This window comes from Streptococcus bovimastitidis (genome assembly GCF_001885095.1).
Lineage (GTDB): Bacteria > Bacillota > Bacilli > Lactobacillales > Streptococcaceae > Streptococcus > Streptococcus bovimastitidis.
Genome location: NZ_LZDD01000001.1, coordinates 776,914 through 792,050, shown reverse-complemented (window position 1 = coordinate 792,050; position 15,137 = coordinate 776,914). Strand labels below are relative to the sequence as shown.

The window sequence follows — 15,137 nt, the reverse complement described above, 5'->3', positions numbered from 1 at the left end:
TTGTTAAGCTATCCGATTTTTCAAGAATGCACAAACTTGAAAAACCTTGTTAGATAAAGGTTAGTAAAGGTTTAAGAAAGCGTAAACAGTTTTCAGAAATTAGTTGACATTCTTAATTTTAAGGAATAGAATAGCAAAGTAAAAAATTTTTTAAGGAGAATTCGTTATGAATCCGTTTTTCGCTTTAGTTTTCGCATGTATTGGTGTTACCCTAGCAGAAGGTTATATTTTGGGATCATTATTTAAATCTGCAGCACGTCAACCTGAAATCATTGGACAACTTCGTTCATTGTTAATCTTAGGTATTGCCTTTATCGAGGGTACTTTCTTCGTAACACTTGCAATGGCATTTGTATTGAAATAAAAGCATAAGCCAAAAATCTACTAGTCAAAATGATTAGTTAAGGCGAATTCGCCTGTTATGAAGGAAGGAGGGAAAAGGTTGGAAGAACATACTCCAACGCTGACACTAGGTCCAGTAACCTTTAATTTAACCCTGCTTGCTATGTGCATAATTGTAATTGCAATTGTTTTCTTGTTTGTTTATTCAACTAGTCGTAATATGACATTACGACCAAAGGGAAAACAAACTGTATTGGAATTCCTTTTGAGTTTTGTTTCGAGTGTCACTGATGAACATGTTGAAAAACCGTTCAGAAAGCAATACTCGCTCTTCTTTTTCTGTCTTTTTCTATTTGTCATGGTTGCCAATAACTTGGGATTGATGACTAAGATTGAAACACCAGATCGAATGAATTTATGGACATCACCAACTGCCAATGTTGGCTTTGACCTTTCACTTTCATTTTTGATTTCAATCATTTGCCAAGTTGAAGGTATCCGTCAGCGTGGTGTCAAAGCTTATCTAAAACGTTTTGTTACACCAGCTATAATGGCACCAATGAATCTGTTGGAAGAAGTGACTAATGTTCTCTCGTTAGCTCTGCGTTTATACGGTAATATTTTTGCCGGTGAAATCGTTATGGGACTAATTTTGAAAATGTTAGAATCAAATGTTGCCTGGTTCCCAGTCACATTAGTATTAAATATTGTTTGGACAATTTTCTCAATATTCATTTCATGTATCCAAGCATATGTTTTCACAAAATTATCTTCTATGTATATTGGTAAAAAAGTAAATGAGGAAGAAGAATAAGAAAGGAGACCTAAATGGAATTAACAGTAGGTGAACTTATTGGGAATTTTATCTTAGTAACAGGGTCAATTCTTGTTTTATACCTTTTACTAAAGAAATTCGCATGGGATGCTATTACTAATATCCTTGACGAAAGAGCTAATAAAATTGCAAATGATATTGATACTGCTGAAACTGCTCGAAAAGAAGCAGAAGAATTAGCCCAAAAGAGAGAAATTGAATTAAGTGGTGCTAAACAAGAAGCAGGTCAAATTATTACTGATGCAAAAGAATTAGGTCAAGTTAAGGGTGATCAAATTGTTGCTGAAGCTTCTGAAGAAGCTAAACGCTTAAAATTACAAGCAGAAGCCGATATTCAACAAAGTAAATCAGATGCACTTTCAAGTGTTAAAGCTGAAATGTCTGATTTATCAGTACTTTTAGCAGAAAAGATTATGGGTTCTAAACTTGATAAGGAAGCACAAAGCAAACTTATTGATACCTATCTTGATGAATTAGGAGAAGCCTAATGACCAAAAAAGAACAGGCGCTTGTTGCACAATATGCTAAAAGCCTTGTTGAGGTTGCTGTTGAACATGATAGCCTTGAATCTGTTAAAAGTGAACTTTTAACATTATTGGATATTTTTAAAACAACAGATCTTGATCAGTCATTATCAAGTTTAGCTGTTTCGCAAGCTGAAAAAGCACAATTAATTGGGTTACTGAAAAATACTAGTTCAGTATATGTTAACAATTTACTTGAAATTATTTTAGTCAATCAGCGTGAAGCTTTCTTATACGAAATCTTGAAAGAAGCTGTTCGAAAAATAGAGCAAGTAACAAATGAATATGATGTAAAAGTTATATCTGCAGTTCCTCTTACTGAGGAACAGAAATCACGTATCCAGTCCCTTGTTGCCCAAAAATTAGGGATGAAAACAAGTCGATTAGTCGAAGTTATTGATGAAAATATTATTGGTGGCTTTATTATTCAAGTTAATAATAAAATTATTGATACTAGCGTTCGTCAACAATTACGTGAATTTAAAATGAAATTAAAATAGAAAGTGGTGTGACTTTTGGCAATTAATGCACAAGAAATTAGCGCTTTAATTAAAAAGCAAATTGAGAACTTCCAGCCAAATTTCGATGTCACAGAAACTGGAACCGTTACCTATATCGGTGATGGTATTGCTCGTGCCCGTGGCTTAGATAATGCCATGAGTGGAGAACTTCTTGAATTTTCAAATGGTGCTTTTGGGATGGCCCAAAACTTGGAAACCAACGATATTGGTATTATCATCTTGGGTGATTTTTCAAGCATTCGTGAGGGTGACCTTGTTAAACGTACCGGTAAAATCATGGAAGTCCCAGTAGGTGAAGCTCTTATTGGACGTGTTGTAAACCCACTTGGCCAACCTGTCGATGGTTTAGGTGACATTGCTACAACTGGTTTTAGACCAGTAGAAGCTGTTGCACCAGGTGTTATGCAACGTAAATCCGTTTCTGAACCCCTTCAAACTGGTCTTAAAGCCATTGATGCTTTAGTACCAATTGGTCGTGGTCAGCGTGAGTTGATTATCGGTGACCGTCAAACTGGTAAAACAGCAGTTGCTATTGATGCTATCTTGAACCAAAAAGGTCAAGATATGATCTGTATTTATGTAGCAATTGGACAAAAAGAATCAACTGTTCGTACGCAAGTTGAAACTTTGAGAAAATATGGTGCTCTAGATTACACAATTGTTGTAACAGCATCAGCTTCTCAACCTTCTCCATTACTATTCATTGCCCCTTATGCGGGTGTTGCAATGGCAGAAGAATTTATGTATCAAGGTAAACACGTCTTAATCGTTTATGATGATTTATCAAAACAAGCCGTTGCTTATCGTGAGCTATCATTGCTATTACGTCGTCCTCCAGGTCGTGAAGCTTATCCAGGGGATGTTTTCTACTTACATAGTCGTTTGTTAGAACGTTCAGCAAAGGTTTCCGATGCATTAGGTGGTGGTTCAATTACAGCATTACCATTTATTGAAACACAAGCAGGCGATATCTCAGCATATATTGCAACCAATGTTATCTCTATTACAGATGGCCAAATTTTCTTACAAGAAGACCTCTTTAACTCAGGTATCCGTCCGGCTATTGATGCGGGGTCTTCGGTATCTCGGGTTGGTGGTTCAGCACAAATTAAAGCTATGAAAAAAGTAGCTGGTACCTTGCGTCTGGATTTAGCGTCATACCGTGAGTTAGAAGCCTTTACTCAGTTTGGTTCTGATTTAGATGCGGCAACACAGGCTAAATTAAACCGTGGTCGTCGTACTGTTGAAATCTTGAAACAACCATTGCATAAACCACTTCCTGTTGAAAAACAAGTCGTTATTCTTTATGCTTTGACTCATGGTTTCTTGGATGATGTTCCTGTAAATGATATTCTTGCCTTCGAAGAAGCCTTGTATGATTACTTTGATATGCATCATAGTGGCCTTTTTGAAACAATACGTACAACAAAAGACCTTCCTGATGAGAATGAATTAAATGATGCCATAAAAGCATTTAAGGCTCAAACACATTTTGAATAATAAGGGAGGGATTTCAGTATGGCAGGCTCTCTAAGTGAAATTAAAGCAAAAATTGTTTCAACTGAGAAAACAAGTAAAATTACAAGTGCCATGCGGATGGTTTCTTCAGCAAAACTTGTTAAATCTGAACAAGCTGCGCGTGATTTTCAAATTTATGCCTCTAAAATTCGTCAAATAACAACGGACTTTTTGAAAGCCGAATTATCTGGTGGAACTTCAAGTAATCCTATGTTGGTTTCAAGACCCGTTAAAAAAACAGGTTATATTGTAATTACATCTGACAAAGGTTTAGTCGGTGGCTATAACTCAAAAATCTTGAAATCAATTATGGAAATGGTTGAAGAATATCACCAAGACGGTGATTATGCCATTATTTCAATTGGTAGTGTCGGAACAGACTTTTTCAAAGCCAGAGGAATGAATGTCGCTTTTGAATTAAGAGGGTTGGCAGATCAACCAACTTTTGAGGAAGTTGCTAAAATCATTTCACAATCCGTTGATATGTACCAAAATGAAATTTTTGATGAATTATATGTTTGTTACAATCACCATGTCAACAGCTTAACAAGTCAGGTCCGTGTTCAACAAATGCTTCCTATTTCTGATTTGGTTGCTGAAGAAGCAACTGATGAAGGGGTACTAGGATTTGAACTAGAACCTGATCGTGATACCATTTTAAATCAATTACTCCCACAGTTTACAGAAAGTTTAATTTACGGAGCTATTATTGATGCAAAAACAGCCGAGCACGCTGCGGGAATGACCGCCATGCAAACGGCAACGGATAATGCCAAAAATGTTATCAGTGATTTAACCATTCAATATAATCGCGCTCGTCAAGCTGCAATTACCCAAGAAATTACGGAAATTGTCGCAGGAGCAAATGCATTAGAATAAATAGTTTTTAAGGCAATTCTTATACTATTTAGGCATGTCATTTTTAAAAACACACATAAACATTGGCTCCAAAGAGTCACTTGTTTACAAATTGACATAAGGAGAAATTAATGAGCTCAGGCAAAATTGCTCAGGTTGTTGGACCCGTTGTAGACGTTGTGTTTGCAAATGGGGAAAAACTTCCAGAGATTAATAATGCATTGGTAGTTTATAAAGATAGCGATAAAAAAGAAAAAATCGTCCTTGAAGTTGCCCTAGAATTAGGGGATGGAATGGTTCGAACAATCGCTATGGAATCAACTGATGGGCTTACTCGTGGATTGGAAGTTTTAGATACTGGTCGGGCAATTAGTGTACCGGTTGGTAAAGAAACTTTAGGTCGTGTCTTTAACGTACTTGGTGAAACCATTGACTTGGAAGCACCTTTTGCTGAAGATGCTGAACGTGAACCAATTCATAAAAAAGCACCAGCTTTTGATGAATTATCAACGTCATCAGAAATTCTTGAAACAGGGATCAAAGTTATTGACCTCCTTGCCCCTTACTTAAAAGGTGGTAAAGTTGGACTTTTCGGTGGTGCCGGAGTTGGTAAAACCGTTCTTATTCAAGAATTAATCCATAACATCGCCCAAGAACATGGTGGTATTTCTGTATTTACCGGAGTTGGTGAAAGAACTCGTGAAGGAAATGACCTCTATTGGGAAATGAAAGAATCTGGCGTTATTGAGAAAACAGCCATGGTATTTGGTCAGATGAATGAACCACCGGGAGCACGGATGCGTGTTGCCTTGACTGGTCTTACAATCGCAGAATATTTCCGTGATGTAGAAGGCCAAGACGTGCTTTTATTCATTGACAATATCTTCCGTTTCACTCAAGCCGGTTCTGAAGTATCTGCCTTACTAGGTCGGATGCCATCAGCCGTTGGTTACCAACCAACGCTTGCAACTGAGATGGGTCAATTACAAGAACGGATTACCTCTACGAAAAAAGGATCAGTTACCTCTATTCAGGCAATTTACGTGCCTGCCGATGACTATACCGATCCAGCGCCAGCAACAGCTTTCGCCCATTTGGATTCAACAACCAACTTGGAACGTAAATTAACACAAATGGGTATCTACCCAGCCGTGGACCCATTAGCTTCTAGCTCACGTGCCCTTTCACCTGAAATTGTTGGTGAAGAGCATTATGCCGTTGCTACTGAAGTTCAACGTGTGTTACAACGTTACCGTGAATTGCAAGATATTATTGCAATCTTAGGTATGGATGAGTTATCAGATGATGAGAAAACTTTAGTAGGACGTGCCCGTCGCATTCAGTTCTTCTTATCACAGAACTTTAACGTTGCAGAACAATTTACTGGTCAACCTGGTTCTTATGTTCCAGTTGAAGATACGGTTCGTAGCTTTAAAGAAATTCTCGATGGTAAATATGACCATATTCCTGAAGATGCTTTCCGTTCGGTTGGACCAATTGAAGATGTCCTTGAAAAAGCTAAAAAAATGGGATATTAGTGAGGTTCCACTATGACACATATGACTGTTCAAGTCGTGACACCAGATGGGGTCAAATATGACCATCAAGCAAAATTTATTTCAGTAAAAACAGCTGAAGGTGAAATGGGTATCTTATCGAAACATATCAACATTATTGCACCTTTAGTCATCCATGAAATGAAGATTCGTCGGACTGATGATGATAATCATGTCGATTGGATTGCCATTAATGGTGGGATTATTGAAGTAAAAGATAATGTTGTCACTATTGTAGCAGACTCTGCTGAACGCTCTCGTGACATTGATATTAGTCGTGCTGAACGTGCTAAGCAACGAGCAGAACGCCAAATTGAAGAAGCTAAATCAAGTAAGGATATCAATGAAGCCCGTCGTGCAGAAATTGCTCTTCAACGTGCCCTTAACCGGATTAGCGTTGGAAATAAATAAAATCAGCAATCGTCATTTTATGGCGATTTTGATTTTCATCTTTTACATTTAAAACAAGTTGGACTAAATTCGACTTGTTTTTTTATTTAGCCATTATCCTATTTTTGCAGCAAGACTTTTGGTATAATATGCCTATGGAATATATCAATAATTTATTAAAACTGATCAGTCATTTGCTTTTTATCGGCATCAGCTTTCAACTCTTATTAAGCCTTTTTGATTGGTCAAAAATCATAAAAATGACGCCTGAAAATATTGGTAAATTAAAGCTCTTTGTTTTCTTTCTTGCAATCATCATGGGTTACTTGGTTAGCCACTTTATGTTAGAATTAATTGCAATGAGTCAAACACTCTTTTAGTGCTCGTTTTCAGATAGTAAATGAGAAATGTGATATAATTTTATATTATATAGACAAATGAAATGGAGAAAATTGTGGATAAAATTATTATTGAAGGTGGGAACACCAGGTTAGAAGGTGAAGTTGTTATTGAAGGAGCTAAAAATGCAGTGCTTCCTTTGTTAGCAGCGACAATCCTACCATCAGAAGGAAAAACCATTTTACGAAATGTCCCAATCCTTTCCGATGTTTTTACCATGAACAATGTGGTTCGTGGCCTTAATATCCCTGTGGAATTTAAAGAAGAAGCAAACGAAATAACAGTCGATGCTTCAGGCCCAATTCTTGACGAAGCTCCTTATGAATACGTTAGTCAAATGCGCGCTTCAATTGTTGTTTTAGGCCCAATTTTAGCTCGAAATGGTCATGCTAAAGTGTCAATGCCAGGAGGCTGCACAATTGGTAGCCGTCCGATAGACCTGCATTTAAAAGGTTTGGAAGCAATGGGTGCTGAGATCAAACAAAGCAATGGTGATATCACTGCTAGTGCAGAACGTCTTAAAGGTGCTACTATTTATATGGACTTTCCATCAGTTGGTGCTACACAAAACTTGATGATGGCGGCCACCTTGGCTGAAGGGACAACTGTCATCGAAAATGCTGCCCGCGAACCTGAAATTGTTGACTTGGCCCAATTACTTAATAAAATGGGTGCCAAGGTCAAAGGTGCCGGAACGGAAACTTTAACCATTAAAGGGGTTGACCAATTGCACGGTGTTGAGCATGATGTTGTTCAAGACCGTATCGAAGCCGGCACCTTTATGGTAGCAGCTGCCATGACATCTGGTAATGTCTTGGTTAAAGATGCTGTTTGGGAACACAATCGTCCACTTATTTCAAAATTAAAAGAAATGGGTGTTGAAGTGACTGAGGAAGCAGAAGGTATCCGTGTTAAATCAGATACAAGTAACTTAAAACCAGTTACTGTTAAAACCTTACCACACCCAGGTTTCCCAACAGATATGCAAGCCCAATTTACTTCTTTAATGGCTGTTGTTAATGGTGAATCAACCATGATTGAAACGGTCTTTGAAAATCGTTTCCAACATTTAGAAGAAATGCGTCGTATGGGCCTTCATTCTGAAATCTTACGTGACACTGCAATGATTCATGGCGGTCACCCACTACAAGGTGCTCCAGTTATGTCGACAGATTTACGTGCTAGTTCGGCCCTTATTTTAAGTGGCATGGTTGCTCAAGGTAAAACAACTGTTACCAAATTAACGCATTTGGATCGTGGCTATTATAAATTCCATGAAAAATTAGCAAAATTGGGAGCAAAAATCGAACGTATAAGTGAGGACTAAAAATGACAAGCGGATGGAAATATGTACTTAAGCAAGTTGGTTTGCTCTTAGTCATTGCCCTACTTGCCTGTATCTTCTTAGCAATTGGTTTGATGCTTGGCTATAGCGTTTTTGGTGATGGTCAACACGCATCTTCCATTTTATCCATGGACAAGTGGACTGAATTAATGAATAAATTTACTGGAAAGTAGGCTTTGCCTACTTTTTAACTGTGAGGAATAATGTCAAAAAAGACTTTTAATGGAAAAAAACGCAATTCAATTCTGCTAGCTCTGCTAATAGCTGCTGTAACTGCCTTATCTCAAGGAGATCAATTAGTTAACAATAACGCTTTTCAAAGTGTATTGCGAAGCATCTCAGAAACGAGTAGTAGTCAAGTTAGTCGTAGGGAATCAAACAATCCTGACACGCCATCCTATCAGCTGGCTTCTTCAGTTTTAAGTCGGGAGGTCAAGCAACAGTTAGGGTCATCTATTGATTGGAATGGAGCTGGTGCTTTTGAAATTAATCATAATAAAACAGATCTCAATGCCAAGGTTGTTAGTGCCCCTTATGCTAATACTGAAACCAAAATGGTTCAAGGTAAGTTGGTTCCGACTAGAGCTAATGCACTTTTAGCTCGTTCTACCCGTCAATATCGAGATCGAAACGAGACTGGTAATGGCTATACTTATTGGAAGCCTGTTGGTTGGCACCAAATTCATGGGCTTTCTGGAGAATATGAGCATGCTGTCGACCGTGGACACCTTTTGGGATATGCGCTTGTTGGTGGACTTAAGGGCTTTGATGCTTCAACCAGTAACCCCAAAAATATTGCGGTTCAAATGTCTTGGGCTAATCAGGCATATCTAGAGGATTCAACTGGGCAGAATTATTATGAGACACAAATCAGACGGGCTTTGGATAATAATAAGCGTGTCCGTTATCGTGTTACTCTAATATATGAGGGCAACAACTTGATTGCAAGTGGTAGTCATTTGGAAGCCAAATCAGATGATGACAGCCTGGAATTTAATGTCTTTATTCCGAATGTTCAAAAAGGATTGAAAATGAACTATCAAACAGGCCAAGTCTACAAAGAAGCTTATCAGAAGAAAGCCAGTTAAAGCAGTCTTACAAGATTCTGATAAATCTTATTGTCTTTTTTCAGCAATTTTGATACACTAATAATAATTGAATAGAAATCAGTGAGACTAGTAATTACAGGGAAGTTACCAGGGACTGAAGGCCATAGACTGGAAGCCTTCTTAATGAAAATGTAAGGAATTCACTCACATATGATGTTAAATTAAGGTCTGCATTTGCAGATGAATTCGGATGGTACCGCGTGTCAACGCTCCGCATAAATGGAGTTTTGACACGCTTTTTTTGTCCGTTAATAGAAGGGAAAATCATGGATTTACAAGAGCAATTACAAGCACTACGCAATCAAACCTTAGACCAATTAAAAGCGTTTAATGGTAATCATACTAAAGAACTGCAAGATTTGAAAGTGGCGGTCTTAGGGAAAAAAGGGTCACTAACAGAATTGTTAAAAGGTCTTAAAGATTTGTCTGCAGACATGCGTCCTCTAGTTGGAAAACAAGTGAATGAATTACGTGATGTCTTAACAACAGCATTTGACCAACAGGCAAAAGTGGTCGAAGCTGCTAAAATTAAGGCTCAGCTTGATGCTGAATCAATTGATGTCACTTTACCAGGTCGTCAAATGACACTCGGTAATCGTCATGTCTTAACACAAACAAATGAAGAAATTGAAGACATCTTCCTGGGCATGGGCTTCCAAATTGTTGACGGTTTTGAAGTTGAAAAAGATTACTATAACTTTGAACGTATGAATCTTCCAAAAGATCACCCAGCCCGTGATATGCAAGACACCTTCTATATTACGGAAGAAATTTTATTGCGTACCCATACTAGTCCAGTTCAAGCCCGTACTTTAGATCAACACGATTTTTCTAAAGGCCCACTTAAAATGGTTTCTCCTGGTCGTGTTTTCCGTCGTGATACGGATGATGCGACTCACTCACACCAATTCCACCAAATTGAAGGATTAGTGGTTGGTAAAAATATTTCTATGGGTGACTTAAAAGGAACCTTGGAAATGATTATCAAAAAAATGTTTGGTGAAGAACGTAAGATTCGTCTTCGTCCATCATACTTCCCATTTACTGAGCCATCCGTAGAGGTTGACGTTTCATGTTTCAAATGTGGTGGTAAAGGCTGTAACGTATGTAAAGGGACCGGTTGGATTGAAATCCTCGGTGCCGGTATGGTTCACCCAAGTGTCCTTGAAATGTCAGGCGTAAATTCCGAAGAATATTCTGGTTTTGCCTTTGGCCTAGGACAAGAACGGATCGCCATGCTCCGTTATGGAATCAATGATATTCGTGGATTCTATCAGGGAGACATGCGTTTTTCAGAACAATTCAAATAAAAAGGGTCTTGTTCAAAGTAATTGATGAATTTTTGGGGGAATTGCCATGCAGAAAGAACTATCCATTGACCTGGTAAAAGATGAAGAAGTCGCAATATTAAGAGACTTAGCCATTCAGACCTTTACCGAAACATTCGGGGGTCATAACACTGACCAACAATTGCAGGAATTTTTTGAGCAAGATTACACCTTAGAGGTACTCGGTAAAGAATTAAAAAGTAAAGAAAATGAAGTTTACTTTTTAAGAATGAATGGCGAGATTGTTGGCCACCTGAAAGTTAATTGGGGTCAGGATCAGACTGAGCATGAGTTAGATGATGCTTTTGAGATTCAACGCATTTATCTGTTGAATAAATACCAAGGTCTTGGCTTAGGTAAAGTTCTTTTTGAGTTTGCTTTGGAAAGAGCCTATGCCTCTGGGAAAACTTGGGCCTGGTTAGGTGTTTGGGAGTATAATTTTAAAGCTCAAGCTCTTTATCGCAAGTATGGTTTCGAAAAATTCTCTGAACATTCCTTTGCAGTTGGTGATCTAGTCGACACTGACTGGTTAATGAAAAAAGCCTTAAAATAGAAAGAAAGTGAAGTATGTTAGTATCTTATAAATGGTTAAAAGAGTTAGTTGACATCGATGTTTCTTCAGCTGAACTGGCTGAAAAAATGTCAACAACTGGTATCGAAGTTGAAGGCGTTGAAGTCCCTGCTGAGGGTCTGTCAAAGTTAGTTGTTGGTCATGTTTTATCTTGTGAAGATGTTCCTGAAACCCATTTACATCTTTGTCAGGTAGACACTGGTGATGATGAGCCAAGACAAATTGTTTGTGGAGCTCCAAATGTCCAAGCAGGTATTAATGTTATTGTAGCCATTCCAGGCGCTCGTATTGCGAACAATTACAAAATTAAAAAAGGGAAAATCAGAGGGATGGAATCTCTTGGGATGATTTGTTCTCTCCAAGAATTGGGTCTTCCAGATTCTATTATTCCAAAAGAATTTTCCGAAGGTATTCAAATTCTACCTGAAGATGCAAAACCAGGGGACTCTATCTTCCCTTACCTCGATTTAGATGATGAAATCATTGAATTATCGATCACTCCAAACCGTGCGGATGCCCTTTCAATGCGTGGGGTTGCCCATGAAGTAGCGGCTATTTATGGAAAAGAAGTACACTTCCCAGTAAAAGAAGTACACGAAAGCTCTAAAGCAGCTTCTGACTTGCTTTCAGTTGCAATTGAGTCTGACAAAGTTTTGACTTATGCTAGCCGTATCGTCGAAAATGTTACCATTCAATCAAGTCCACAATGGTTACAAAATATTTTGATGAATGCAGGTATCCGTCCAATCAACAATGTTGTTGACGTTACCAACTATGTTCTCCTCTATTTTGGTCAACCAATGCATGCTTTTGATTTGAATAAATTTGAATCAGGTGATATTGTTGCTCGTCAAGCCCGCAATGGTGAAAACTTGGTCACTTTAGATGGTGAAGAACGTGACTTGATTGATCAAGATATTGTTATTACTGTAAATGACAAACCTGTTGCTTTAGCTGGTGTTATGGGCGGTAAAGCAACTGAAATTGATGCTAATTCAAAAAATGTCGTTTTAGAAGCAGCCGTGTTTGATGGTAAATCGATTCGTAAAACAAGTGGCCGTCTCAACCTTCGTTCAGAGTCATCTTCTCGTTTTGAAAAAGGTGTTAACTACGATACAGTCATCGAAGCCCTTGATTTTGCGGCAGCTATGTTAGAAGAATTGGCTGGTGGTCAAGTTCTTGCTGGTCGTCCTCAGGCTGGTAGCCTACCGACGGATGCGGTTCAAGTTTTAACGACTTTAGACTATGTTAATGTGCGTTTGGGCACCGACTTAGCTTATTCTGACATTGAAGATGTTTTTGCCAAGCTAGGTTTTGGCTTGTCTGGAGATGCGTCAGCCTTCACTGTCTCTGTACCACGTCGTCGTTGGGATATTAGTATTCAGGCTGATTTGGTCGAAGAAATTGCGCGAATCTACGGCTATGACAATCTTCCAACGACTTTGCCGGAAGCTGGTGGGACAGCTGGTGAATTAACCGCAAGTCAGGTTTTACGGAGACGTGTTCGCGCTATAGCCGAAGGAGCAGGGCTAACAGAAATTATTTCTTATGCTTTAACCACTCCTGAAAAAGCTCAAGCTTTTGCCATCGAAAGCAGTAACTTGACGGAATTAATGTGGCCGATGACCATTGAACGTTCGGCCTTGCGTCAAAATATTGTTTCTGGTATGTTGGATACTATTGCCTATAATGTTGCTCGTAAGCAAAAGAATTTAGCCATCTATGAAATTGGTAAGGTTTTTGAACAAAAGGCTGATCCTAAAGTGGAGCTTCCAAATGAAATTGATACTTTTGCCTTTGCTTTGACTGGTTTAATTGCTGAGAAAGATTTCCAAACACAAGCGACAGCAGTTGATTTCTATTATGCTAAAGGTATTTTAGAAAGTTTATTTGCCAAATTAAACCTTAAGGTTACTTTTGTGGCTGAAAAAGATATGGTAAGTATGCACCCTGGTCGTACAGCTAGAATACTTCTTGGTGAAGAGACAATTGGTTTCTTAGGTCAGGTTCATCCTCAAGTGGCTAATGACTATGATATTCCGGAAACTTATGTAGCAGAATTGAATCTTAAAGCATTAGAGTCGAATATGACATCTGCTCAAATCTTTACTGAAATTAGTAAGCAACCAGCCGTTTCTCGCGATATTGCCCTCTTAGTTGATGACAGTTTAAGCCACCAAGAAATTGTTGCTATTATTGAAGACCTAGGTCTTAAATATTTAGAAGCTATTAAACTCTTTGACGTCTATGCTGGTGCCAACATCGAGCCTGGTAAGAAATCAATGGCTTACAGTTTAACTTTCCAAAATCCACAAGAAAGCTTGCGTGATGAGGAAGTTGCTAAATATATGGAAAAAATTAGCAATGCTTTAGTTGAAAAAGCTGGAGCCCAAATTAGATAATTTAATAAAGAGCCTAGTCTTTGCCATCAAGCTAAATGGTAAAGAGCTAGGTTCTTTTTTTGCTATAATAGAGTCATCATAAGGGGGAAAAGCATGTATCAAACAGAAATTTCTGGAGATTATTTATACCACACAAGGTCAAAGGGCTATGGGGCATCGGTGGAACTTTTTGGTGTCACTGAAGATGGTGAGACACCGATGAGTCTGCTTAATATTGCCTTGGCTTCATGTGTCTCCATGTGTATTCAATCCTATTTCAATCTTTACCATAAGATCAGTGAGATGCCTCTAAAAGTCGATGCTACTTATGAAAATCGTGCTTTTACGCTTAATTGTTTTCTAGAAAATGAGCTTGCAACTGATGAAGAAGAAAAAGTACTGAAATTCGTTAAAAGTAAATGTCGTGTCAGTCAAGTATTGGCAGAAGATGTACAGATTAAGATAAACTTTTTACCACTTTAAAAGAACTGCTTTTTGGCAGTTCTTTGTTTTTATAAGTCATTGTAGGCAACGCTAAAAGTATCACCGTGTTCGATATCTCCATATTCGAAGCCTTTGTTAAACCAACGTTGGCGTTGTTCAGAGGTTCCGTGAGTGAAACTATCTGGGACAGTTTTACCATATGTTTCTTTTTGTAATGTATCATCACCAACGGCATTTGCAGCATTCATGGCTTCTTCAAAGTCGCCTTTTTCTAAGAGTCCTTCATCTTGAACATAATTTGCCCAAGCTCCGGCATAGTAGTCTGCTTGTAATTCTAACTGAACATTGAGTTTGTTAGCGTCAGCTTCGCTCTTACCTTGTCTAGCTTGTCCATACTCATCCATTGTACCAAGTTCGTTTTGAATATGATGGCCAACTTCGTGGGCAATAACATAGGCCATAGCGAAGTCACCGGCAGCTCCATATTTTTCAGACAAGTCATTGTAGAATGAGATGTCTAAATAAACCTTATTATCACCGGAACAGTAGAAAGGTCCAGAAGCAGCTTGGCCTTGGCCACAGGCTGTTGTGATTGAGCCAGTGTAGAGAACCAATGTTGGTTTTTTATAGGTTTTACCTTGTTTTTCAAATTCTTTGGTCCAGAAGTCTTCTGTTGATGCAAAAACTTTGCTGACAAATTCAACTTGTTGATCACTGGCCTTGTCACCACTTGTTCGAGTGACCTCAGTTGATTGATAGGGGTTATTACCTGTACTGGATTGTTGACCACCGGGGAAAATGCCAGATAGCCCCCCTCCTCCCATGACTAGCATGATGATAAGAAGGATTAGTTTCGTTTTCCAAGAGCCCCGTGAGAAGAGGAGTTGCAGTAACATTCCGGCTCCGCCTCCACCACCAGTGCTATAAGAACCAGAACTATCTCCACGACGGTCTTCGACATTGGAGCTTTCTCTAAGATCATCTGTTTTCATATCTTTTTCTCCTCATTAGCTTAT

The 15,137-nt window shown here is 38.5% G+C and carries 17 protein-coding genes; 16 read left to right on the top strand and 1 reads right to left on the bottom strand.

The window, feature by feature from the left end; all coding sequences use genetic code 11:
• Positions 1-166 precede the first annotated feature (166 nt).
• The 16 genes from A9Q68_RS03830 to A9Q68_RS03755 all read left to right on the top strand — a co-directional run bounded on the left by A9Q68_RS03830 (position 167) and on the right by A9Q68_RS03755 (position 14,160).
• Entirely contained in the window at positions 167-364 is a 198-nt protein-coding gene (locus A9Q68_RS03830) for a F0F1 ATP synthase subunit C (protein WP_071793362.1), read from the top strand.
• A gap of 78 nt (positions 365-442) precedes the next feature.
• Positions 443-1,156, top strand: coding sequence for a F0F1 ATP synthase subunit A (gene atpB, locus A9Q68_RS03825; RefSeq protein WP_071793361.1), 714 nt, complete (start codon positions 443-445; stop codon positions 1,154-1,156).
• A gap of 14 nt (positions 1,157-1,170) precedes the next feature.
• On the top strand, positions 1,171-1,665 hold the full coding sequence (gene atpF / locus A9Q68_RS03820; protein ID WP_071793360.1) for a F0F1 ATP synthase subunit B: 495 nt from the start codon (positions 1,171-1,173) through the stop codon (positions 1,663-1,665).
• Entirely contained in the window at positions 1,665-2,201 is a 537-nt protein-coding gene (locus tag A9Q68_RS03815; RefSeq protein ID WP_071793359.1) for a F0F1 ATP synthase subunit delta, read from the top strand. The genes atpF and A9Q68_RS03815 overlap by 1 nt, the downstream gene beginning before the upstream one ends.
• 15 nt (positions 2,202-2,216) lie before the next feature.
• Positions 2,217-3,722 carry a F0F1 ATP synthase subunit alpha gene (atpA, locus tag A9Q68_RS03810; protein ID WP_071793358.1) on the top strand — a complete coding sequence of 502 codons (1,506 nt, stop codon included), beginning with the start codon at positions 2,217-2,219 and terminating at the stop codon, positions 3,720-3,722.
• Positions 3,723-3,740: 18 nt separating this feature from the next.
• Entirely contained in the window at positions 3,741-4,619 is an 879-nt protein-coding gene (locus A9Q68_RS03805) for a F0F1 ATP synthase subunit gamma (RefSeq protein ID WP_071793357.1), read from the top strand.
• Positions 4,620-4,729: 110 nt separating this feature from the next.
• A complete protein-coding gene (gene atpD, locus A9Q68_RS03800) occupies positions 4,730-6,136 on the top strand; it encodes a F0F1 ATP synthase subunit beta (protein ID WP_071793356.1) in 1,407 nt (468 codons plus the stop codon).
• A gap of 12 nt (positions 6,137-6,148) precedes the next feature.
• Positions 6,149-6,565: a F0F1 ATP synthase subunit epsilon gene (locus A9Q68_RS03795; protein ID WP_071793355.1), complete on the top strand. Its 417-nt coding sequence runs from the start codon at positions 6,149-6,151 to the stop codon at positions 6,563-6,565.
• A 134-nt stretch (positions 6,566-6,699) separates the two neighbouring features.
• Entirely contained in the window at positions 6,700-6,924 is a 225-nt protein-coding gene (locus A9Q68_RS03790) for a DUF1146 family protein (RefSeq protein ID WP_206281791.1), read from the top strand.
• A gap of 74 nt (positions 6,925-6,998) precedes the next feature.
• Positions 6,999-8,270, top strand: coding sequence for a UDP-N-acetylglucosamine 1-carboxyvinyltransferase (murA, locus tag A9Q68_RS03785; protein ID WP_071793354.1), 1,272 nt, complete (start codon positions 6,999-7,001; stop codon positions 8,268-8,270).
• Between the two features lie 2 nt (positions 8,271-8,272).
• Positions 8,273-8,461 (top strand): DNA-directed RNA polymerase subunit beta, encoded by a 189-nt coding sequence (locus A9Q68_RS03780; RefSeq protein ID WP_071793353.1) that lies wholly within the window; start codon positions 8,273-8,275, stop codon positions 8,459-8,461.
• 30 nt (positions 8,462-8,491) lie between these two features.
• Complete coding sequence (locus A9Q68_RS03775) at positions 8,492-9,376, top strand: DNA/RNA non-specific endonuclease (protein WP_071793352.1); 885 nt, start codon at positions 8,492-8,494, stop codon at positions 9,374-9,376.
• A 287-nt stretch (positions 9,377-9,663) separates the two neighbouring features.
• Positions 9,664-10,707 (top strand): phenylalanine--tRNA ligase subunit alpha, encoded by a 1,044-nt coding sequence (gene pheS, locus A9Q68_RS03770; RefSeq protein ID WP_071793351.1) that lies wholly within the window; start codon positions 9,664-9,666, stop codon positions 10,705-10,707.
• Between the two features lie 46 nt (positions 10,708-10,753).
• The gene (locus A9Q68_RS03765; RefSeq protein ID WP_071793350.1) at positions 10,754-11,278 is read left to right on the top strand and encodes a GNAT family N-acetyltransferase; all 525 of its coding nucleotides are present in this window, start codon (positions 10,754-10,756) and stop codon (positions 11,276-11,278) included.
• Between the two features lie 14 nt (positions 11,279-11,292).
• On the top strand, positions 11,293-13,698 hold the full coding sequence (gene pheT / locus A9Q68_RS03760; protein WP_071793349.1) for a phenylalanine--tRNA ligase subunit beta: 2,406 nt from the start codon (positions 11,293-11,295) through the stop codon (positions 13,696-13,698).
• Positions 13,699-13,791: 93 nt separating this feature from the next.
• Positions 13,792-14,160, top strand: a complete 369-nt coding sequence (locus tag A9Q68_RS03755) for an OsmC family protein (protein WP_071793348.1) — start codon at positions 13,792-13,794, stop codon at positions 14,158-14,160.
• Positions 14,161-14,189: 29 nt separating this feature from the next.
• On the opposite strand, the gene ypfJ is transcribed toward A9Q68_RS03755, so the two are convergent.
• The gene (gene ypfJ / locus A9Q68_RS03750) at positions 14,190-15,113 is read right to left on the bottom strand and encodes a KPN_02809 family neutral zinc metallopeptidase (RefSeq protein WP_071793347.1); all 924 of its coding nucleotides are present in this window, start codon (positions 15,111-15,113) and stop codon (positions 14,190-14,192) included.
• Positions 15,114-15,137 lie beyond the last annotated feature (24 nt).